The 21959-nt window shown below is 34.9% G+C and carries 20 protein-coding genes and 1 other annotated feature; of the genes, 11 read left to right on the forward strand and 9 right to left on the reverse strand.

Features of this window, described 5'->3' with window-relative positions; genetic code table 11:
* Nucleotides 1-178 precede the first annotated feature (178 nt).
* Nucleotides 179-1939 (reverse strand): aspartate--tRNA ligase, encoded by a 1761-nt coding sequence (aspS, locus tag ACOQFO_RS04030; RefSeq protein WP_421688422.1) that lies wholly within the window; start codon nucleotides 1937-1939, stop codon nucleotides 179-181.
* 34 nt (nucleotides 1940-1973) lie between these two features.
* Nucleotides 1974-3242 carry a histidine--tRNA ligase gene (gene hisS, locus ACOQFO_RS04035; RefSeq protein WP_421688423.1) on the reverse strand — a complete coding sequence of 423 codons (1269 nt, stop codon included), beginning with the start codon at nucleotides 3240-3242 and terminating at the stop codon, nucleotides 1974-1976.
* 97 nt (nucleotides 3243-3339) lie between these two features.
* Nucleotides 3340-3576 (reverse strand) — a binding site (T-box leader).
* A gap of 253 nt (nucleotides 3577-3829) precedes the next feature.
* On the opposite strand from hisS, the gene ACOQFO_RS04040 reads away from it, so the two are divergent.
* Nucleotides 3830-5386, forward strand: coding sequence for an SH3 domain-containing protein (locus tag ACOQFO_RS04040; protein WP_421688424.1), 1557 nt, complete (start codon nucleotides 3830-3832; stop codon nucleotides 5384-5386).
* A gap of 205 nt (nucleotides 5387-5591) precedes the next feature.
* Here the strand turns inward: ACOQFO_RS04040 and ACOQFO_RS04045 are convergent, their stop codons facing one another.
* The 5 genes from ACOQFO_RS04045 to recJ form a co-directional block, all read right to left on the reverse strand.
* Nucleotides 5592-6476, reverse strand: coding sequence for a manganese catalase family protein (locus ACOQFO_RS04045; RefSeq protein ID WP_421688425.1), 885 nt, complete (start codon nucleotides 6474-6476; stop codon nucleotides 5592-5594).
* A gap of 166 nt (nucleotides 6477-6642) precedes the next feature.
* Nucleotides 6643-7083 (reverse strand): D-aminoacyl-tRNA deacylase, encoded by a 441-nt coding sequence (gene dtd, locus ACOQFO_RS04050; RefSeq protein ID WP_421688426.1) that lies wholly within the window; start codon nucleotides 7081-7083, stop codon nucleotides 6643-6645.
* A gap of 24 nt (nucleotides 7084-7107) precedes the next feature.
* Nucleotides 7108-9297, reverse strand: a complete 2190-nt coding sequence (locus ACOQFO_RS04055) for a RelA/SpoT family protein (protein ID WP_421688427.1) — start codon at nucleotides 9295-9297, stop codon at nucleotides 7108-7110.
* A gap of 402 nt (nucleotides 9298-9699) precedes the next feature.
* Nucleotides 9700-10212 carry an adenine phosphoribosyltransferase gene (locus ACOQFO_RS04060; RefSeq protein WP_421688428.1) on the reverse strand — a complete coding sequence of 171 codons (513 nt, stop codon included), beginning with the start codon at nucleotides 10210-10212 and terminating at the stop codon, nucleotides 9700-9702.
* A 62-nt stretch (nucleotides 10213-10274) separates the two neighbouring features.
* On the reverse strand, nucleotides 10275-12614 hold the full coding sequence (gene recJ / locus ACOQFO_RS04065; protein ID WP_421688429.1) for a single-stranded-DNA-specific exonuclease RecJ: 2340 nt from the start codon (nucleotides 12612-12614) through the stop codon (nucleotides 10275-10277).
* A 462-nt stretch (nucleotides 12615-13076) separates the two neighbouring features.
* Here recJ and ACOQFO_RS04070 point away from each other — a divergent pair, with 462 nt between their 5' ends.
* The 9 genes from ACOQFO_RS04070 to ACOQFO_RS04110 all read left to right on the forward strand — a co-directional run bounded on the left by ACOQFO_RS04070 (nucleotide 13077) and on the right by ACOQFO_RS04110 (nucleotide 19287).
* Nucleotides 13077-14636 (forward strand): IS1182 family transposase, encoded by a 1560-nt coding sequence (locus ACOQFO_RS04070; protein ID WP_421688430.1) that lies wholly within the window; start codon nucleotides 13077-13079, stop codon nucleotides 14634-14636.
* Between the two features lie 99 nt (nucleotides 14637-14735).
* Nucleotides 14736-15308, forward strand: coding sequence for a hypothetical protein (locus tag ACOQFO_RS04075; RefSeq protein WP_421688431.1), 573 nt, complete (start codon nucleotides 14736-14738; stop codon nucleotides 15306-15308).
* 242 nt (nucleotides 15309-15550) lie between these two features.
* On the forward strand, nucleotides 15551-16066 hold the full coding sequence (locus ACOQFO_RS04080) for a GNAT family N-acetyltransferase (RefSeq protein ID WP_421688432.1): 516 nt from the start codon (nucleotides 15551-15553) through the stop codon (nucleotides 16064-16066).
* Between the two features lie 178 nt (nucleotides 16067-16244).
* A complete protein-coding gene (locus ACOQFO_RS04085; RefSeq protein ID WP_421688433.1) occupies nucleotides 16245-16553 on the forward strand; it encodes a hypothetical protein in 309 nt (102 codons plus the stop codon).
* 346 nt (nucleotides 16554-16899) lie between these two features.
* Nucleotides 16900-17439, forward strand: coding sequence for a DUF1572 domain-containing protein (locus ACOQFO_RS04090; RefSeq protein WP_421688434.1), 540 nt, complete (start codon nucleotides 16900-16902; stop codon nucleotides 17437-17439).
* A gap of 78 nt (nucleotides 17440-17517) precedes the next feature.
* A complete protein-coding gene (locus tag ACOQFO_RS04095; protein WP_421688441.1) occupies nucleotides 17518-18051 on the forward strand; it encodes a GNAT family N-acetyltransferase in 534 nt (177 codons plus the stop codon).
* Nucleotides 18052-18132: 81 nt separating this feature from the next.
* On the forward strand, nucleotides 18133-18576 hold the full coding sequence (locus ACOQFO_RS04100; RefSeq protein WP_421688435.1) for a hypothetical protein: 444 nt from the start codon (nucleotides 18133-18135) through the stop codon (nucleotides 18574-18576).
* Between the two features lie 29 nt (nucleotides 18577-18605).
* Nucleotides 18606-19094, forward strand: a complete 489-nt coding sequence (locus tag ACOQFO_RS04105; protein ID WP_421688436.1) for a GNAT family N-acetyltransferase — start codon at nucleotides 18606-18608, stop codon at nucleotides 19092-19094.
* A 13-nt stretch (nucleotides 19095-19107) separates the two neighbouring features.
* Complete coding sequence (locus ACOQFO_RS04110; protein ID WP_421688437.1) at nucleotides 19108-19287, forward strand: hypothetical protein; 180 nt, start codon at nucleotides 19108-19110, stop codon at nucleotides 19285-19287.
* Nucleotides 19288-19379: 92 nt separating this feature from the next.
* Here the strand turns inward: ACOQFO_RS04110 and ACOQFO_RS04115 are convergent, their stop codons facing one another.
* Nucleotides 19380-19862, reverse strand: a complete 483-nt coding sequence (locus ACOQFO_RS04115; RefSeq protein WP_421688438.1) for a C40 family peptidase — start codon at nucleotides 19860-19862, stop codon at nucleotides 19380-19382.
* A 244-nt stretch (nucleotides 19863-20106) separates the two neighbouring features.
* Here ACOQFO_RS04115 and ACOQFO_RS04120 point away from each other — a divergent pair, with 244 nt between their 5' ends.
* A complete protein-coding gene (locus tag ACOQFO_RS04120) occupies nucleotides 20107-21048 on the forward strand; it encodes an aldo/keto reductase family protein (protein ID WP_421688439.1) in 942 nt (313 codons plus the stop codon).
* A gap of 79 nt (nucleotides 21049-21127) precedes the next feature.
* Here the strand turns inward: ACOQFO_RS04120 and ACOQFO_RS04125 are convergent, their stop codons facing one another.
* On the reverse strand, nucleotides 21128-21688 hold the full coding sequence (locus ACOQFO_RS04125; protein ID WP_421688440.1) for a hypothetical protein: 561 nt from the start codon (nucleotides 21686-21688) through the stop codon (nucleotides 21128-21130).
* Nucleotides 21689-21959: the final 271 nt, after the last annotated feature.

The following is a 21959-nucleotide window of genomic DNA, read 5'->3' on the forward strand; positions in this document are numbered from 1 at the left end:
CAGTTCGGGAATTTGCCTCCGGCTTCCTTCAGATTCCACCTCACGGTGGACACCCTTGCCATTAGCTAACAGTTCCTACTGCCAAGCCTGTAGTGGACTTTCACCACCAAGTTATAGCCCATGCCGGGCGCACAATAAAAACAGGAAAAACCACTGAGGATTTTTCCCGTTTTTAAAATTAACGATTGATTTTTAGTTTTAATTCTTCTAATTGTGCAGGTGAAACTTCACTTGGTGCATTTGTTAATAAATCACTAGCAGTTGCTGTTTTAGGGAATGCAATCGTATCACGTAAATTTGTACGACCTGCAAGTAACATTACTAAACGGTCTAAACCAAATGCTAACCCACCATGTGGTGGAACACCGTATTCAAATGCATCAAGTAGGAAGCCGAATTGTTCTTTTGCTTGTTCTTGAGTAAATCCGAGTAAGCTGAACATTTTTTCTTGTAAGTGACGTTCGAAAATACGTAATGATCCTCCACCAAGTTCATATCCGTTTAGAACAATATCATATGCCTGTGCACGAACTGAAGATGGATCTGTGTCCATTTTTTCAATATCTTCAGTGAATGGACGAGTAAATGGATGGTGAGCTGCAGTGTAACGTCCAGCTTCTTCGTCGTATTCAAGTAATGGCCAATCTGTTATCCAAAGGAATGCATATTGTGATTCATCGATTAATTCTAATTCTTTACCTAATTTTAATCGTAATGCTCCTAATGAAGCAGCAACGACAGATGATTTGTCTGCAACGAATAATAATAGGTCACCGGGTTCCGCATTTAGTGTATCTTTAAGTTGTTCAACAATTTCACCTTCGAAGAATTTCGCGATAGGTCCTGTGAAACCTTCTTCCGTTACTTTAATCCACGCTAAACCTTTAGCTCCGTAAATTGCAGCGAATTCAGTTAATCCATCGATATCTTTACGAGTAAATTGATCGCTAGCACCTTTTACATTAATCGCTTTAACTTCCCCACCATTTGCTACAGTTTGTGCAAATACTTTAAATGAAGAGTCCTTAACGATTTCAGATAGTTGAACTAATTCTAATCCAAAGCGAACGTCCGGTTTATCTGAACCAAAACGATCCATCGCCTCAGTATAAGTCATTCTTTGTAATGGTAATTGTAATTCAACATCCATAACTTCTTTCATAACCGTTTGAAGTAATCTTTCGTTCATAGCGATGATCTCATCCATTGACATGAATGAAGTTTCAATATCTACTTGTGTAAATTCAGGTTGACGGTCAGCACGTAAGTCTTCGTCACGGAAGCAACGTGCAATTTGGAAGTACTTTTCAAAGCCTGATACCATTAATAATTGTTTAAATAATTGTGGTGATTGTGGTAAGGCATAGAATTCACCTTCATGTACACGAGATGGGACTAAATAGTCACGTGCCCCTTCTGGTGTTGATTTTGTTAAAATTGGTGTTTCAACTTCTAAGAAACCTTCATTTTGTAAGAAATTACGAATAGAACGTGTAATGTCCGAACGTAATTTAAATGTGTTGTACATAACTGGGCGACGTAAGTCTAAATAACGATATTTTAAACGTGTTTCTTCCCCAATCTCTACTTTATCTTCAATTGGGAATGGTGGAGTTTTAGCTTCGTTAATAATCGTAATATTAGAAGCGACAATTTCAATTTTACCCGTTTTAATATTAGGGTTTACTTGACTTTCGTCACGTAGTACGACTTCCCCTTCAATTTCTACAACGTATTCACTACGAATTTTTTCTGCTATAGCTAACGCTTCTGGTGCAGTGTCACCAAATACAACTTGAACAATTCCAGTACGGTCACGTACATCAACGAATATTAAACCACCTAAGTCGCGTCGACGTTGTACCCATCCTTTAATTATCGCTTTACTTCCAACGTGGTGCTCACTAACTTCACCACAAGCATGCGTTCTTTGTGCCATATTTTTTTCCTCCAATTTATTTCCAAAAAGTGTATTATTTATGTTCTAATAAGTAATTTACAAGTTCAACAAATGGAACCTTTTCTTGATTTCCAGTTTGCATTTCTTTTATATTTACTGCAGCTTCTTCAAGTTCAGAGTCACCAATCACGATGACATATTTAGCTCCAAGTCGGTCTGCAGATTTCATTTGTGCTTTCATTTTACGATCGATATAGTCCATATCTGCAGAGATACCTTTTGTACGGAAAGAACTTAATAACTCTACTGATTTCTTTTTCGCTTCACCACCAATAGCAACGACATAAATGTCTAGCGAATCTTCCACATCAAGTTGGATACCTTCAGCTTCTAACGCTAACAGTAGTCTCTCAATAGAAAGCGCAAAACCGATCCCAGGTACATCTGGTCCTCCGATATCTTCAACTAATCCATTGTAACGACCGCCACCACAAAGAGTTGTAATAGCTCCAAATCCACTTGCAGTACTCATAATTTCAAATGCCGTATGATTGTAATAATCAAGACCGCGCACTAAGTTAGGATTTACAACATATTCAATACCAAGAACATCTAAATATTCTTTTACTTTTTCGAAATAAGTTGCAGAGTATTCTGTTAAGTAGTCAGTTAGTTTAGGAGCAGTCTGCATTAATGGGTGTTCATGATCCACTTTACAATCTAAGATTCGTAGTGGGTTTTTTTCTAATCGGTTTTGACAATCAGAACAAAATTCACCAATTGATGGCTTAAAGTGATTAATTAATGCAGTACGGTGAGCATCACGTGTTTCTTTATCACCTAAAGAATTGATGTGTAATTGTAAATCCTTTAAACCTACTGAGTGATAAACATCCATAGCTAGTGAAATTACTTCAGCATCGATTGCTGGATCTGCTGAGCCAATTGCTTCTACGCCAAATTGTACGAATTGACGATATCGACCTGCTTGTTGACGTTCGTAACGGAACATTGGACCAATGTAAGATAATTTCACAGGTTGATCTGGAGCACCAAACATTTTATGTTCAACATAAGCACGAACAGCTGAAGCAGTTCCTTCTGGTCGAAGTGTTAACGAACGACCACCACGGTCTTCAAATGTATACATCTCTTTTTGTACGATATCTGTTGTATCTCCAACACCGCGTTGGAATAATTCTGTTTGTTCAAACATTGGTGTGCGAATTTCTTTATAACGATAAACACGAGAAAGATCGCGTAAAATCGACTCAACTTTTTGCCATTTTGGAGTTTGTTCAGGCAAAATATCCTGTGTTCCACGAGGTACTTTAAATGACATTATTATTGCTCCCTTCAATTCAAGACAATTAATAGCTTCAAGGTCTTTTTGTTCAATTTTTTGACAAAATAAAAAGCTTCCGTCCATTGCAAATATTGCAAGGGACGAAAGCTGTTAACTTCCGCGGTTCCACCCTAGTTGTTGTACAAAAACGTACAACCTCTCGTAATCGGATAACGGCCGATTCCGTTTCCCCCTACTAATTCGGAAATTTTCGAAGGAAAGCCTCTCAAGTGTTGTTCACTAGTACATTTCTGTAGGAAAGATTTCAGCCTAAGTCTTTCCCTCTCTTGTCAGTAATCGTAAAAGCTACTTTCTTGGTCAATGGCTTTTTGTTTATTTTTACATTACAAATTATCATACGTGTTGTTCATTAAAGTTGTCAACTGTTTTTCATTAAGATCTTCATGATAATTTTCCTTATGACTCAATATTGTTTTGAACATGGTAAACTCATTATCTATTTAAAGCATTTCTAAAAAAAGTATAGCTTTTATCATTTATTTGCTTTTACAATAAGATATGCATATTATTCCACAACATCTAAATTATTCTTTCACTTTTATAGATTCAGAGGTGAAATCATTTTGAAAAAAATCGTAGCAGGAGTTGTTTGTGCTTTTATTTTATTTAACATCATAATTTTTTCACAAAAACAAACAGAAACTGTGACTTCGAATAAATCAGGAGAACTTATTGTAGTTAATAAAAAACTCAACTTACGGGAAGGACCAGGCTTAGCCTATCCAGTTACCTCAAGTACAAATGAAGGACAAGCTCTTTCGAAATTAGAACAACAAGGAGAATGGATTCTTGTTGCCAATGGTGAATCAGAAGGCTGGATTCCTTCATGGCATACTTCTACAGATGATCAAGTACATTCTACAAAAATCAAAGTTGCTATTGCTAATGTAGATGGGTTAAACGTACGAGCTCAGCCTACTACTTCTTCCGCAGTCCTAAAACAATTAAGTATCGGTGATGAGTTAATTGTTAAAAAAGAGGATGAACAATGGTCTAAAGTAGAGGATTCTACTGGAACTACAGGTTGGGTTTCTAATAATTTTATTACAATTACAGAAAAAACGAGTGAAGAAATTGAAGAATCCCCGAATCTAGATGCTGTTGAGGAACAATCTCACTTTACTGTCAGAGTTGCATCTGCCAATGTAAGAAATGAACCTAACCTTTCATCATCCGTAGTCGGTTCAGCCCATCAAGACGATACGTTTGAAGTTATTGAACAAAAAAATAACTGGATTAAAATCCAATTATCTGACGATGAGGTTGGTTGGATTTATCGTTTTTATGGAATGTTTGATTCATCAGTAGCTGCTAATAGCGACCGTGATACAGTAACTATTATCTATGGTGGGACGAATTTAAGAGAATCTCCATCTACTTCATCAGCGGTAGTAAAACGAGCAGATCTAGGTGAAACATTTGAAATACTTTCATCTGAGGGAGAATGGTACAAAGTTGCAATTAATTCAACAGAAAGCGCCTATGTTGCTCAATGGGTTGTTTCATCAAATTTAAGAAAGCAAGATTCAGAAACTGATACAGATTTGCCTAAAATTGAACGTAAAAAGGGGACATTGAACGGCGTAACCATTGTATTGGACCCGGGGCATGGCGGGAATGACCAAGGTACATCTGGTTATAGAGGTTCAATTGAAAAAGATTACACTCTAATCACTACTCAAATGTTGCAATCTAAACTACAAAATGCCGGGGCTACTGTCTATTTAACGCGGGAATCTGATATGTATGTAGATTTAAGAAAACGTGTATCCATTTCCCATCAGTATGCTGCAGACGCATTTATTAGTATTCATTACGATGCGACTGAAGATAGTACCATTTCTGGATTTACTACGTATTACTATCACGACTACCAACAAGAACTTGCTCAATATGTGAATGATGGCCTTGCGAAGAAAGTAACTCTAAGAGATCGAGGTTCACAGGAAGGGAATTATTTAGTTTTACGTGAAAATTACCAAAATGGGATATTAATAGAGTTAGGCTATTTAAGTAACCCTACCGAAGAACGAGTCATTACGACAGAATTCTACAGAGAGCAAGCTACTCTTGGAATTTACGAGGGGATCATTGATTATTTTGATGCGAAGTTAGAGTAAGCAGTTTAGGAATTCTATAATGCAATATGGAACAGAGATCATTTCTCTGTTACTTTTCTGCGAATTTTCTTGTGATTTTGGTCACTGAGAGCGCTTCTCTGTTACCTTTCAACGAATTTTCTCGTCTGTTTGGTCACTGAGAGCGCTTCTCTGTTACCTTTCCTCAAATTTTCTCGTCTATTTGGTCACTGATATAAGTATCATTTCATCCCTTCGCTAATAACCGCTTTGCAATAGCATGAAAATCCTCCAAACCAAACCCTGGAGCAAATCCTTCTGGAATATCTTCTAAGTTTGGAATCATGCCCGATTCTTCGGGTACACCTTCTTTAACAATTAATTGATCTCCTGAAATAGGATGTTTCCCTTTCCATATTTTGGTTATATCTGTATAATCACCGATTTCATTCCAAGTAAAAAGAGTATATCCTAGTCCAAGATCTTCATATTTCCTTGTTTCTTCAATCACTTTATGTTCAAGGTTAGGGATAGGTAACATTTTATATATACTCACACCTGTTGCCATTTCAATTGCTTTCGCAAATGCTACAATATGAGCAGTTCCGCGCACTAATAAAAATGCTATTAGCTCTCTAGCAACAGGGTGATTTGTCATTTCGTAAACTCTCATGTATTGTGTACGTGCTCCACATTCTAAAAAGAAATTATTTTGTAAATCTAACACTAAATTTCCGCTCGTATTAATATTCTCACTTGTCCAAGGTAAGCCCATAGCGTCACGAGGAGATGCAGTTTGTGCTGTTGTAATAAATGACTTTATATCACTCAGATTTTTAGTATTTTGAATCGGGGCTCCTTGAGGTATCCCTTCTTTTTTCAATAAATTGATTGCTGTTGCAACTAATTCAACATGTCCTATTTTTTCTGCAGTGAGACTAGCAACTAAATCATAGAAAGGTTTTAACTTCACTTTTCCATGGAAATTGAATGATTGGTACATATAGTTATTGAACAACGTCATTACGCCAAATTTACCACCTAGTAATTCCTGTACTGCTACTACAGCGTTTGTATCACCGTATTCTACCTCTGGTAATTGGATTACTAATTTATTCATACGTTGAAACATTCTATACACCTCCGCATGACCATCTTATGAATGGACATAGATGTATATTCTAGTATTTCTATCAAATCCCACTTCATTTAACTAGGAAATTCTATCTTTATCATAAACTTACGGTAATTTACACAAAAAGAAAAAGAAACAGCGAGATCAAGTCTCGTTGTTTCTTTTATTTTGACTCAACAATAACAGTTACTGGACCATCATTTATTAGTGAAATATCCATCATGGCACCGAAAATACCCGTTTCGACTTTTAGACCATGTTCGCGCAAACAGTCATTAAATGCTTCCCATAAAGGAAGTGCTACTTCGGGTCTTGCAGCTTCAATAAAACTTGGTCTTCTGCCTTTTTTTGTTTCAGCATATAGGGTAAATTGAGAAACAGATAAAATGTCGCCACCATGTTCTAAAATGGAGTGATTCATTTTTCCCTCTTCATCTTCCCATAATCGAATTTCAGCTACTTTTTTCGCAACGTATTTCACATCTTCGATCGTGTCTGTATGTGTTAAGCCGACTAATAAAACGTATCCTTTATCAATCGCACCAGATACTTCTCCATCAACTGTAACTGATGCTTGTTTGCTTCGTTGAATAACAACTCTCATTTTATTACCTCAACCACTTTTATATTAATTAATCACTCGTTGTACGGAATAAATATCAGGTAATTGTTTAATCTTTTCAACAACCTTGTGTAATGCTGTAATGTTTGAAATTGAAAGAGTTAGATGCAATGTTGCAATTTTGTTATAGTCTGCCTTTCCTGTTACAGCTAAAATATTTACTCTTGTATCCGTAACAGCATGCATTACATCATTTAAAATTCCAGGTCGGTCATATGCGTGTACTTCTATATCAACCGGATATTCTTTTCTCGATTGATTTTCAGCGTGCTCCCATTCCACTTCAATAAGACGTTCATTGTCACCTTCATTGACATTCGGGCAGTCTGCACGGTGAACGGAAACACCTCGACCTTTTGTGATAAACCCTACGATTTCATCTCCTGGTACAGGTGTACAACAGCGTGATAAACGGATTAATAAATTATCAATTCCTTTTACTACTACACCAGACTCCGTACGTTTTTTAGGAGGATTTTGCATTTCTTTAGCGAGTTTTTCAAGTGCTTCTTCTTTCTCGCGTTCACGACGTTTCTTTTCAGCAAGACGATTCACAAGTTGTTGTGCAGTGATCCCACCTACACCAACAGCTGCATATAAATCTTCTTCATTCGTAAAGTTTAGTTTATCAAGAACCCGTTTAATATTCTCAGATGATAAAACCTCTTTTATGTCAAAGTCCTGCGCTTTTATTTCTTTCTCTACTAAATCTTTTCCTTTAAGGACATTTTCCTCACGTAAATGTTTCTTAAAGAACTGCTTAATTTTGTGTTTTGCCTGTGAACTTTGAGCAATTTTTAACCAATCACGACTCGGTCCAAATGATTGCTTAGAAGTGAGTATTTCAATGATATCCCCTGTTCTTAATGGAGTATCGAGTGGAACCATCTTACCATTCACTTTCGCTCCGATTGTTCGATTCCCGACTTCTGAGTGCACACGGTATGCAAAATCAATTGGAACCGAACCAGCAGGTAACTCGACAACCTCACCTTTTGGAGTAAATACGTAAACCATATCAGAAAATAAATCAAATTTTAAAGACTCCATAAATTCTTCCGCGTTTGAAGATTCATTTTGGAATTCTAAAATTTCACGGAACCAAGTAAGTTTTTGATCGATACTTTCTTTATTTGGTTTGATCGTTTTTCCTTCTTTATAAGCCCAGTGAGCAGCAATCCCGTACTCTGCAATTTCGTGCATTTCTCTCGTACGAATTTGAACTTCTAGAGGATCACCGTATGGACCTATTACCGTTGTGTGTAATGATTGATATAAATTTTGTTTTGGCATAGCAATATAATCTTTAAAACGACCAGGCATTGGTTTCCATAACGTATGAACAATACCTAATACTGCATAGCAATCTTTTATATTGTCTACTAAAATACGAACGGCTAGTAAATCATATATTTCATTGAACTGTTTATTTTGAAGAACCATTTTGCGATAAATACTGTAAATATGTTTCGGACGTCCGTATATATCAGCATTAATCTCAACTAATTGAAGCTGACCCCTTATTTCATTCATCACATCTTCTAAATAAGCTTCACGTTCAACACGTTTTCTCTTCATGAGGCTTACAATTCGATAATACTGTTGAGGATTTAAGTAACGTAAAGCCGTGTCTTCTAGCTCCCATTTTACTTTTGAAATTCCTAGGCGATGAGCGAGAGGTGCAAAAATTTCTAATGTTTCATTAGATATTCTACGTTGTTTTTCAGAAGATAGATGCTTCAGTGTACGCATATTATGTAGGCGGTCTGCTAGTTTAATTAAGATTACTCGAATATCTTGCGCCATAGCAACGAACATTTTACGATGGGTTTCTGCTTGCTGTTCCTTTTTTGAACGGTACTTAATTTTTTCAAGCTTTGTAACACCATCCACTAACATTGCAACTTCCTCATTGAATTCACGTACTAAGTCGTCACGCGATACAGGTGTATCCTCTACGACATCATGAAGAAATCCAGCTGCAACAGTTTCAGGATCCATCTGTAGTTCAGCTAAAATACCAGCTACTTGTATTGGGTGAATAATATATGGTTCACCCGAACTTCTTAGTTGCTCTTTATGTGCTTCTTTTGCAACTTCGTACGCCTTTTTTACGAAATCCACGTGTTCATCATTCATATATGTTTTGACTATCGCGAATACATCCTCGGGCGTCAAAATTTGCTCTTTCGCCATTAGTTGTCCACCTTGCTAATAATTTTGATATATAAAGTGAAACTTCAATCAGGGGGAGACAGTTCATCCCCACTGATTGTTAGTTGAACCAATCGGGGTGTTAGCGTCCGTTAACTCCCACATAAAATCACCCTATTTGAGGTAGGAGATTTACGGACGGTTACACCGTGGTAAATTTAATTGTATTAAAAGTATATATAGAATGTAAAGTTAAGTTACTAATTACTTTAATAAATCGAAGTAATTTGAAAAAAATATGAACTTTTTGTCAATTTGTATCGAAATTACTTCCCTCAGATGGATATATCTACATACATAGCAGAATGGTGGTTTAAAAAATTTGCTCAAAATAAAAAAATACCTCTTTTATCGTCACTTTAACGATAAAAGAGGATTGATTCATTAATAAGTAATTAATGTTTTTACTGGGTAGTTGCCAATTTTATCACGGCCATTTAAATCTTCAAGCTCGATGATAAATGCACATCCAGAAACAACGCCACCTAATTTTTCTACTAATTTAATTGTTGCGTCAACTGTACCACCAGTTGCTAGTAAATCATCTACGATTAATACTTTTTGACCTGGTTTAACAGCATCATTGTGCATAGTTAAAACGTCTGTTCCATATTCTAAACCATATTCTACACGAACTACTTCTCTTGGTAGTTTCCCTTCTTTACGAACAGGAGCAAATCCAATTTCAAGTGCGTAAGCTACAGGACAACCAATGATAAAACCGCGCGCTTCTGGTCCAACAATGATTTCTGCACCCACTTTTTTAGCAAACTTCACAATCTCATCTACTGCAAATTTAAAAGCCGGTCCATTATCCATAATTGTTGTAATATCTTTGAAGCTAATTCCTTCTTTTGGCCAGTTTTCTACTGTTGTCACATATTGCTTTAAATCCATCTAATAAATCCTCCCAATATATAAGGAACCTTTTATTCCTTAAAATCTTGTTATCCATTTTTTTAAAGTATAGCGAATGATTTTTGTAAAACTTTGTCGAACCATTCTTTTAAATCTTGGTACTTCCCATATAGGAATGTTTGCTCGATTTCTAATTGTTGTACACGTAATTTATATGTAGGCGCCTCTTCAAGAGAACGTTTAGGTGCCCCAGCTACTACAGAAATGAGACCATTATCCATTGTAACAAATCCAAGCTCAAAAAACACTGTTGTCATAAATTTGATGATTTCTTCGTTTAGTCCACTATGATTTGCTAGTTGTTGAATGGATCCATTTATATTAAAGGATGGTCTTTGTTTTAAAAAACTATAATACCAACCAAAATGTTCTCGCGTTGGTAATCCTTTGAAGAATTGTGAGTTTTGAGTATAAAATACCGCATAAATTCTTGAAGGATTAGTTACATTAATGAGATTTTCTAGTTCTTGAATCGACCTTGGCAAATCTAAAATTACAATATATAATTGTTCATTTTCGTTGAATGTAATATCATCATCATATAGATGGATTGGTTGAGAAATCAATGATTGATACATTTTGATCGTTTCTTGACTGAATGCAAAATAGTAAACATTTTCTGCTGGAATCATTTGAATCCAGCGATTGCTTTGTACTTTTGCCCTTAAGTCAAATAATTGCCATTCATCCGTTTGAACATCTGTAATCATTAATTGAGGCTTTTTCTTTCCTTGCCATTCATTTATTTGCAAGTCACCAACAAATGATACCTTTACTCCGTAAGAAATTTCATCATGAAGATAACCTTTGTCAAATCCAATCGCATCAAGCAAACCATAATCATCTTCTAATTCCATTTTTATATGGTTTTCCTTCGCACCAATTTTTTTCATAGAACGAATCTTTACATCTTGAATTGTGTAAATTGGTTTAGAAAATCCAGTTCCAAATGGTCCGAGCTTCTTAATTTCTTCAATTGCTTCAACTGTAATTTCTGCTAATTCTAATGGAACATCTATAGTTAATTTTGGAATAAGATGTTCTTCTGTTAAACATTGAGTTGCCTGTATGTGAAGTCGATTACGAAGCTCATCTACGTACTCCAATGGAAATGTCATCCCCGCAGCCATTGGATGACCACCAAAATGAGGTAAAATTTCTCTATTTTTAGCGAGCTCATTATACATATGAAACCCTTCAATACTACGAGCTGAACCTTTTGCAAATCCCTTTTCATAGTCTAATGCTAAAACAATTGTTGGCTTATAATATAGTTCTACTAGCCGGGAAGCTACTATTCCAATAACACCAGCATTCCAACCTTCTTTTGCAATAACAAGTACTTGAGAGTTAGCAATCTTCGGGTCATTTTCAATTATTTCAATAGCTTCGTTAGTTATTGTTTGAACGATGTCTTTTCTTTCTGCATTTTTCTTATTTAGTAGTTTTGCTCCTTCGTGCGCCTCAAAGGGATCTTCACTCATTAAAAATTCCACTCCTGGTGATGCATTACCAAGTCGTCCAATAGCATTTAATCTTGGACCGAAGTAGAATCCTACACTGTCTTCATCTATTTCGTGTTGCGTAACACCGGAAACTTCGCATATTGCACGGATCCACGGATTATTGGACCTTCTCATTGATTGAATTCCTTGTTGAACTAAATAGCGATTTTCTCCCACAAGAGGAACTAGATCTGCAACAGTCCCAATTGCAACAAATTCGTATAAATGAGTTGGAACTTTACCATATAATGCATGGGCAAGCTTAAAAGCAACACCAACACCAGCTAATTCACCAAAGGGATAATGTCCTTCTGGTAGTCTAGGATGTATGATGACATCTGCTGAAGGTAATACTTCGCCTGCTTCATGGTGATCTGTTACGATTACATCCATACCTAATTCTTTCGCCACACGGATGGGTTCAATGCCACTAATCCCATTATCGACAGTTATGATCAAGTCCACTCCTGACTCGTGGAGTTGTCGAAATAGTTCTTCATGTGGGCCATATCCATGTGTGAATCGATTGGGAATCATAAAATCCACATTCGCCCCTAAGTCCCTTAAAGTACGAAGCATAACTGTCGTACTTGAAATACCATCGGCGTCATAGTCCCCATAAACACATATATTTTCATTATTTTGAATGGCAAGCCTTATTCGGTCTACAGCTTCTTTCATGCCTTGTAATAAAAAAGGATCATGCATACTACTGATATCCATATTTAAGATCGAATGAGCGTCCTCAGCCTTTTCATAACCTCTAGCTATTAAAATCTTAGACGCAATGGATGATATACCTAATTCACTTTGTAATTGTTTTACGAGTTGTTCATCAGGTTTTTGAACAATCCACTTTTTTCTCGATTTAATCAACTTACTCACTTCCTTAACATAGTCCATTATACAGAGAAACTATTAAAATAAGTTATTTTCAATCTTTTTAGAAGATTATATTGTCTTTATTTTTAGTAAAACAGCGATTTTCTTGAAAGAAAAAAGAGCTCATCATTTTGTGACGAGCCCTGTATTTTAATAAACATCCAAACTCCTTTTTGTAAATTAATTTTCAATTGCTTTTTTAGAGCATTACTTATTACATAATATCATACACAACTATTTTAGTAGAGTTGAAATGTTCATTTTATTGATAGTAAATATTAGGTTTTCAAATGAACATATAGTTAAACAATCGAGTAGGAGACTAGCCATTAATTGGCTAGTCGACCTCTCACACCACCGTGCATGAGTCTGTCTAACAATTTTGAATGATTTCCCAATTATTAGGGGGTAATTAGTTTCTCATGTCGAATACCTATAATAAAGGAGCTGTTTAAAATGTCATTTATTCTAGGTGAAGATAGAAATCAAATTTCCCTATTTCCTTATACTTTGGATGATTATGTTAGTGAAGATAACCCAGTGAGAGTAATTGATGCATATGTAGATAGTTTAAATTTAGAAGAACTAGGATTTGTTATTTACACTGGAAAAAGTGCAGGTCAAAGACCTTACAGAAGACATGATCTTCTTAAATTATATATTTACTGTTATATGAATAAAATCAGGTCATCTCGTATGATGGAGACTGAGGCGACAAGAAATATTGAATTAATGTGGTTAATCGGTAAGATTAAACCTGACCATGGGACTATATCTTCATTCATGAAAATTAATAAGAAAGCTATTAAGCAGCTGTTTAAAGAATTTACACTTATGTTAAAAGGTTTTGGTCTTATTGATGGCACGCTTGTTGCTATTGATGGGACAAAAATAAAGGCGAATAGCGCAAAAAGTAAACACTATAATGAAAATATTATTAAAGAAAAGTTAGAATACTTTGAAGCAAAAATTGAGGAATATATCAATGATGTTTTAAACACAACTAATGAAGATGCGAATATGAAACAGAAAATTAATGACAAAATTGAGAGTTATCAGGAACGAATAAAGAAGTTAAATTCCATTAAAGAAGAATTAAAAGAACAAGGAAAGAAACAAATTTGTATAACTGATCCAGACGCCAAATCGATGAAAAATAACGGAAAATTTGAGGTTTGCTTTAATGTTCAAACAGTTGTAGACAATAAAAATAAAATAATTGTAGATTTCGACGTAGTAAATGATGTTAATGATCAGGGACAACTATCTAACATGGTAAAAAAGGCCAAAAAGGTATTTATGGATCAAAATGTTACAGCTATAGCTGATACAGGTTATTATAATATGTCTGAAATTGTAGAAGTTTTTGATGAACAGACCGAAATCCTTATTAAGCCCCAAAAAGGAAAACAACAAAAGATTAAAAGTGGATTTGATAAAACAAACTTCAAGTATGATCAATTAAATGATACTTTTATTTGCCCGCTGGGCTACTGTTTAAATTTTAAATGGAATGGAAAGCAAAACGGAAAAGACTTTAAACGTTATACATGTGTTGATTATAATGAATGTGGAAAAAAGGAGCTGTGTACATCTGCGAAAGGTGGTAGATCAGTATTAAGATTTAAAGATGAAGATATCATTGAACATGTTACTGATAATACCACTAAAAAGAATCATATTTATAAGAAACGAGGTTCTATAGTAGAACATCCTTTTGGAACAATAAAACGACACTTTGGTTATACATATTTTTTAACAAGAGGGCTTGAATCAGTTAACACTGAAGTAAGCTTTATTTGTCTTGCCTATAACTTAAAACGACTGATAAATATTATAGGAGTTAAGGAATTAATACAAAAATTTAGAGGGGCAACAGCCCCCTTTTTTATGCAAAATATGGAATTTGTACTATTTATTTATTTTCACCTAGAATATCTTCAACTTATATTTATTTTCTATAAATTGTTAGACAGACTCATGCACGGTGGTGTGAGAGGTCGACTAGCCAATTAATGGCTAGTCTCCTACTCGATTAAGTAATACGAAAGCGAAATATTGTGCAAGAATTTATAGTTTATAAATAAAATAGACTAAAACATGAGGAGGGGGAGAATGAAGAGGCGAATAGGCTATGGCGTTCTTTTTGTAGCAACTTTGGTATTCGTTTTATTGTTTGTTTTTTCAAATAATGATTTTAAAAAATTTGAAACACTTCAAGAAGCAATTGAAAAAGGGATTCCTTATAAAGTTAATAATATAGTTCATACTGATGAATATGAAGATGTAACCATTGTGATGTACACGACAAATCCAGAAGAGCCTCCTACTGCAAATTACGAAGCACTTGCAGTAGCTTTCATTAAAGGTAGTGATGATGAAGGTTGGCAAAATATTGGTCATCATGGCTGGACACATTACGAGAATGACAATATGACCGTTTATCTTCAGCCTCTACGTATAAACGATGATAAAGGTAATACGTTAAATGAATTTTATGTGGTATTCGGTGAAGTCAATAATCCTGAAATTGAAAAAATAGAAACTAGTACACAAGAAGATGAAAAATTTAACGAAGCGAAAATGATCACCGCAAATGGAAATCGATATTATTTCCAAATCGGTAGGGAACCAATAGTTAGGGGATTATCTAAAAATGGAACAGTTATTGATAGACAAGGTGGGTAAGCTATTTGTGAAAATTGGGATAGCGTTGGTCCGATGAAAGGATTAACGCCTTTTCTGTTGAATTTATTTAACTATCTGGACAAACATTTAAGAAACGGCAGGTATAAAGTTAACTTCTATTAAATAGGAAATATCATTAAGGTAAGGATAGAATTAAAAGAAAATAAAGATGTCGAAAATCTTAGATGGGGAAAGACAATCGATATGGGGTTATTGGCAAGACATAAAGGGTCTTTTAATAATTGAATAAAAAAGAAGGGGGATTCCTATGGCGTACATACAAACAAAACCCTTTGTTAAAAAACAACAAAATCATTACTTTAAGAACTGCATTACCTGAAGATGCAAAACAAATCCTGAAATTTATTAAAACCATTTTAAAAGATGCTCCTTTTTTATTAACTACTGAAAGTGAATTTAATATAACAGATGATCAGCATGTACAATTTTTAAAACAAATGCTTGAAGATAATGGTAAGTTGGCAATTTTAGCTGAATATCAGGGCAATATTATTGGTTTCTTGGATTTTCATAATGGTGGTAAAAAGCGAATACAACACCAAGGTGAATTTGGGATGAGTATTTCAGAAGCGTTTAGAAATCAAGGGGTTGGCAGAGCGTTGCTTACGTGCTTGTTAGATTGGGCGAAAGATCATCCTCTAATTGAAAAAGTTTGTCTTGAAGTATTTGCGGAAAATACAAATGCAATCGCCTTATATAAAAAGTTTGGATTCGTTGAGGAAGGACGAAAACAATAAAGGGAGACTACTTTATTTGCCTTTCATGGTTATTTATTAAAGTTGTAATTCTTGTTTGGTTGAATATTTTAATGTACGGAGAAAACTTCATAGTTTAATAAATAAACATATTATATAATGGGGGATTTATTCATCATTACCAGTAATAAGAAAACTCTTAATTAGGAGGGAGAATTATATGAATGAGTTTGATGTAGCCGTGACAATCTTTATCGTTACTATGATTGCTACGACTTTTGTAAGTTTTATATACGGATCAATTATGATTAGAAAAACAGGAATTTTCCTCCCACAAGCAATCATAGCTGGAACTATAAATTTCACGTTAAGTTTATTTGCAATAATAGGATGGATAATCTTCACTTGGGGTGTAAATGAGTTACTGCTATTTGGGGGATTAATTTTAGGTTTTGGTTTATTAGTTGTTAGTGAAGCAGCTTTGATTACAATTCTATTTTTGAAAAGTAAGAAGTTGATTCAACGATAATATTATCTGATGAAGTACCATTTTCACGGAGGCATTACTCGAATAAAGATTTATGCTTTAAAGGGGGATTCATAAAAAATGGAGATTTTTATAGAAACTGTTACTTTCATTACAGGTATTTCGAGCATAATCTGTTTAGCAATTTTTTGTTTGAACTTGATTTTATATGTTAAGAAAGTATTAAAAAAAGAAACTAATAGAGACTGGAATGTAGTCCTGATAGTTATGACAGGATTATTTTTATTATTTTCTACAGTACCGACTTTTTTGCTTTAAATTATGAATATATGCATAGAAAAATCCTACTTCGACCGACATAACAATAATCTTTCCTGGAGGGAATCACTTGAGCATTGGAAACGAATATTTAAGAATCGTAATCGACAAATTTAAAAGCGTAAAAAGTCTTGGGGATAAAACGATCGAGCAGTTATCGGATGAAGAAATTCATTGGACTTATAATAGCGAGTCTAATAGTGTTGCAATTATCGTAAAGCACTTAAGTGGAAATATGATTTCAAGATGGACGAATTTTTTAACTACTGATGGGGAAAAAGGTAATCGAAACCGCGATGAGGAATTTACAGATGATATCCCCTCAAAATCAGAGCTAATTAATATTTGGGAAAAGGGTTGGCAAGTGTTAATCGACACACTTTCTAGTTTAAGTGAGCAAGATTTATTAAAAAACATCACTATTCGTGGTGAAAACCATTTAGTTCTAGAGGCAATAGAAAGGCAAATGTCGCACTACTCTTACCATGTCGGACAAATTGTTTATATTGGTAAGTTACTAAAAGATCAGGATTGGAAAACTCTTAGCATTCCGAAAGGCAAATCAGAAGAGTACTTAAAGGAAATGCTGGAAAAACACCAAGGGCAGTAGAGGAAATGAATGCAAAAGGCGTTCTAGTTACTGGAACGCTTTTAATTTTTGAAGGTTAAAGGAATGGAGAGAGTAATTATGTTTCCAACATTAGAGACTGATCGATTGGTACTAAGTGAAATAACTGGAGATGATGCGACGAACATTTTCGCATGCTTTTCAAATGAACATGTTACGAGATTTTATGGTCTAGAATCATTAGAAACAATAGAGCAAGCAAAAACAATGGTAGACTTCTTTGCGAAAAGTTTTGAAGAAAAAAGAGGGATCCGTTGGGGTATTGAGATAAAAGGGCAGCAAGGGATTATTGGAACAATTGGATTTAATGCATGGTCACCTAAGCATAAACGTGCTGAAATCGGTTATGAAATTCATCCTGACCATTGGAGAAAAGGTTTTACATCAGAGGCAGTTATAAAAGTAATTGAATATGGTTTTGATGTTCTTGGTCTCACTCGTATAGGGGCTGTTGTTTTTATTGAAAATGAAGCCTCTAACCATTTACTCGAAAAAGTAGGTTTCCAAAAAGAAGGCATACTAAGGGATTATATGTATCAAAATGGAGAGGTACACGATACTTATGTTTATTCCATTCTTAAAAATAAAAGATAGGATTCTTCTAGGTTAACCTATTGGGATCAAAAGGAATAACCACCGACCTTGTTGAAGTAATTATTGTAGGGGAGTGATTGAGTGGTTTATTATGCGAGAAATCAAAGAGATGCCTTAGGATTTTTATTGGGAATTTTAGTCGCAAAATCAGTTGCGGTATATTTCATAGGTGCATTCCAATTTGGTGCATTATTTTTTGTAGAAATATGCCTAATGATATACATTCTTCTATTATTTTTCATGAAATTTACTATTAAGATAGATAATGAATTGTTAACTTATCAAGTATTTTTATTTTCATGGAGAGTTTACATAAAAGTGTTAACTCCTGATCAGATCAGTTACATTCAATTTAGACGTGTTGGTTGGGCAAGTAAAGGTGCAGTTGTTCATGTGAAAAAAGGATTGAATGTTCGAGTTTATAATTTTAAAGCAGAAAACATTTTAAAAGATCTAATTCATTTCGCGAATGAACATCAAATTTCTTTTTCTAAATCAAAAGACTATTTGATATTAGAGAAATAAACATCTGTATCACAAAGGGGGATTTTATTATGGACATTATTATTCGGAAGGCGCGGTATGAAGATACAAAACAAGTTCAGCATATAGCGAATGAATCTTGGCATGCAACTTATGAGGGGATTATTCCATTAGAGGTACAAGATAACTTTCTAAATTCTGCATACAATGATGAGCAGATGAAACTTCGTTTAGAACGATCCATTCTTTATGTGGCGGAGGTAACTGGCGAAGTTGTTGGTTTTGCGAACTATTCCTTTGTACAAAAAGGTGGGAAGGTTGAATTAGGTGCCATTTATCTTTTACCAGAATTTCAGGGGAAAGGTATAGGATCAGCCTTACTACAACAGGCAATTACTGAATTAGAAGGAGTAAAAGAGATTTATATAAATGTAGAAAGAGATAATAAAATCGGGAGAAACTTTTATGAAGCAAAAGGGTTCGAATTCGTGAAAGAGTTTGAGGATGAATTAGACGGTCATATATTGAAAACAGTACGAATGGTGAAGAAAATAAGCTAAAGGAGCGGGGCACATGAAAGATAAAAAATGTACTAACTGCGGTAGCCAAGAATTTACAGAAGCAACTGATTACATGCCAGTAAAACCATCTAAAATGTCCTTTTCTGGTTCCAATAAAATCTACAAATTTTGCTTGAATTGTGGAGAAGTTCATTCTATTCGAATTGAGAATACCACGATTTTTAAGAAGTAAATAAAATACTAAAAAGAACATAACCAAGTAGATGAGGTTATGTTCTTTTTGAATCTATTTATTTGAGAAATTACTCAATTGAGTTAGGGATTTTATTTAATAATTCTTTTAGCTCCAACATAACGTTCTTTCCAGTATTTATCGCTCATTTTAACAATTTTCACGCCACTCATTGTTACGCCTGTAAATGTTCCATCTCCATTGTAAATTCCGACAAAGGATACTTTTCCTTTTTCCCCAGTAGCGTAAAACACAAGATCGCCTTGTTTTAACTCGCTTTGCTTAACTGATGTACCCGTTTTATATTGTAAAGCACTTGTTCTTGGTATGTTCATTTTTGTCGCTGCGTTTTTATAGATATATTGTGTGAATCCACTTGCATCAAAGCCTTTTGGTGTTGTGCCACCCCATTTAAATGGATTTCCTACATATCGTTTGGCAACTTCAGAAACTTCCTCACCATAATTAATTGATGCTGATGCTTTTGGTGCTTGTGAGAAGAGGAGTAATGCAAATAAAGCTAAAACTGAAACTAACACCATAGCCATTTTCGGCAAACGTAAAGAAACAGACATGAAAAACCTCCATCATCATTTTTTAACATACGTATTTATAGACGGATAGGTTTGGAAAAGGTAACAAATTTTTATTAAATTAATTAAATATGTTTCGTTTACATCAAAATAGTAATAATTTGATTGTGTCTAGCATAGAAATTACTTTGTCCGTTTGCATTGTTTGACATAACCAAAATGTACCAGTAAAATAAATCCTAGATAACGGATAGGATTTTATTCGACCAAAGGAGGATTTGGATTCATGCAATATAGAAGATTAGGGAATACGGGGTTAAAGGTAAGTGAAATCAGCTTAGGAAGCTGGTTAACATATGGAGGTTACGTGGATTCAGATCCGGCGATTCGTACAATTCATCGTGCTTATGATTTAGGCATTAATTTCTTTGATACGGCGAATGTGTATATGCGCGGAGAAGCGGAGAAAGTAGTTGGTGAAGCGATTAAAGCATTCCAACGTGATTCTATCGTTCTTGCAACGAAAGTGTTCTGGCCGATGGGGGATGGACCGAATGATCGAGGACTTTCACGTAAGCATATTATTGAACAAGCGAACGCGAGTTTAAAACGTCTAGATGTTGACTATGTGGACATTTATTATGCTCACCGTTTTGATCCAGAAACACCTATTGAAGAAACGCTACGTGCCTTTGACGATTTAGTTCGCCAAGGAAAAGTACTTTACGTTGGTGTGAGTGAATGGACTGCAGCTCAAATCGCCGAAGCGGTGCATATTGCAGATAAAAAGCTTCTGGATCGTATTGTGGTTAATCAACCTCAGTACAACATGTTCCACCGAGTGATTGAAAAGGAAATTATTCCTATTAGTGAAAAACACGGTGTTGGACAAGTCGTATGGTCACCACTTGCGCAAGGTGTATTAGCTGGTAAATACAAAAAAGGCGAAAACATTCCAGAAGGCAGCCGTGCGTCAACAGGCAATACGACAATTCAAAGATTCTTAACTGACGAATACTTAGATCAAGTTGACCAACTTACAAAAGTAGCAAATGAGCTTGGTATTACGATTTCACAACTAGCAATCGCTTGGATTTTAAGACAACCAAACGTTGCAAGTGCTCTTGTCGGTGCAAGCCGTCCTGAACAAATTGAGGAAAATGTTAAGGCATCAGGTATTGTATTAGAAGAAGATGTGTTAAATAAAATAGAAGAAATCTTAGAATAATAAAAAGAACATCCTGAAAGGCTTCAATTTTGAATGTACCTTTTGGGATGTTTTTTATTTGAATGAATTGTTGTCATTGTTAGCGCCAACGTAAGTTGATTTCTAGTTGACAGCATTTTGTATGTGCTAACTTAGAACTAAATTCTAGACTTATACCATCTGGGTTAAATTTTACTTTAACGTCCGACTTTACACCAATTGATTTAATGAGTTGTTCTACTTCTGTTTGCCTGGATTGTTGTGCTAATTCCATCAGTCGTCTATCAAAATCTTTTGATGTAGCAAAGCGCTCTAAAACTAAACTTGCATCAGCCATTAATTTTCTTGTTTCATTGGCTGATTGACTAATCAATGTTTCGTCGACTGGTGGATATTGATAATGAGTGTTTGAGCCTTGATTTTGCTGTCTTTGTCGGTTAGGTTGTTGTGCTGGATGAGTAGGTTGTTGTTGGACATTCCTTTGTGATATTCCTTGATAATTATTCGGATTATAGGATGAGGCGACGGAATGAGGATAGCCATTCCAATAAGTTGGTTGATTCATTATACTATTATTTGCAGGAGTATATGGAACTGCACCATACATCGAGTGTCGAGCTATATAGTGCTGATTATAATCAGATGGGTGATAAAAATACATCATACGTCCCCCTAGTATTTTATTTTTACTCACTTAAAACCATGTTATGTGGTGAATTCACCTAGTTATAGGTAGATGACTAATTACATGATTGTCCTTAGTAAATTTAGTGGGACACTGGGGACAGTAAGAAGGCACTGAAAAAGTGAACTTTTTTCGATTTAGATTATCATATTTAGGCGCATAAATACCTAAATTTGGTATTTCCCTTTACTTGTTTATGAATTTTAACAATATGATTGAATTTTGCCTGCTTTTTAGAGGATAGTAT

The sequence above is a fragment of the Ureibacillus sp. MALMAid1270 genome, assembly GCF_049202975.1.
Classification (GTDB): domain Bacteria; phylum Bacillota; class Bacilli; order Bacillales_A; family Planococcaceae; genus Ureibacillus.

Coding starts and splice junctions, on each gene's coding strand:
- dtd (WP_421688426.1), bottom strand. CDS start 7,083: ATGAGAGTTGTTATTCAACGAAGCAAACAAGCATCAGTTACAGTTGAT.
- ACOQFO_RS04085 (WP_421688433.1), top strand. CDS start 16,245: ATGAATGAGTTTGATGTAGCCGTGACAATCTTTATCGTTACTATGATT.
- ACOQFO_RS04045 (WP_421688425.1), bottom strand. CDS start 6,476: ATGTTTCAACGTATGAATAAATTAGTAATCCAATTACCAGAGGTAGAA.
- ACOQFO_RS04120 (WP_421688439.1), top strand. CDS start 20,107: ATGCAATATAGAAGATTAGGGAATACGGGGTTAAAGGTAAGTGAAATC.
- hisS (WP_421688423.1), bottom strand. CDS start 3,242: ATGTCATTTAAAGTACCTCGTGGAACACAGGATATTTTGCCTGAACAA.
- aspS (WP_421688422.1), bottom strand. CDS start 1,939: ATGGCACAAAGAACGCATGCTTGTGGTGAAGTTAGTGAGCACCACGTT.
- ACOQFO_RS04055 (WP_421688427.1), bottom strand. CDS start 9,297: ATGGCGAAAGAGCAAATTTTGACGCCCGAGGATGTATTCGCGATAGTC.
- ACOQFO_RS04105 (WP_421688436.1), top strand. CDS start 18,606: ATGGACATTATTATTCGGAAGGCGCGGTATGAAGATACAAAACAAGTT.
- ACOQFO_RS04075 (WP_421688431.1), top strand. CDS start 14,736: ATGAAGAGGCGAATAGGCTATGGCGTTCTTTTTGTAGCAACTTTGGTA.
- ACOQFO_RS04115 (WP_421688438.1), bottom strand. CDS start 19,862: ATGTCTGTTTCTTTACGTTTGCCGAAAATGGCTATGGTGTTAGTTTCA.
- ACOQFO_RS04070 (WP_421688430.1), top strand. CDS start 13,077: ATGTCATTTATTCTAGGTGAAGATAGAAATCAAATTTCCCTATTTCCT.
- ACOQFO_RS04110 (WP_421688437.1), top strand. CDS start 19,108: ATGAAAGATAAAAAATGTACTAACTGCGGTAGCCAAGAATTTACAGAA.
- ACOQFO_RS04095 (WP_421688441.1), top strand. CDS start 17,518: ATGTTTCCAACATTAGAGACTGATCGATTGGTACTAAGTGAAATAACT.
- ACOQFO_RS04125 (WP_421688440.1), bottom strand. CDS start 21,688: ATGTATTTTTATCACCCATCTGATTATAATCAGCACTATATAGCTCGA.
- ACOQFO_RS04060 (WP_421688428.1), bottom strand. CDS start 10,212: ATGGATTTAAAGCAATATGTGACAACAGTAGAAAACTGGCCAAAAGAA.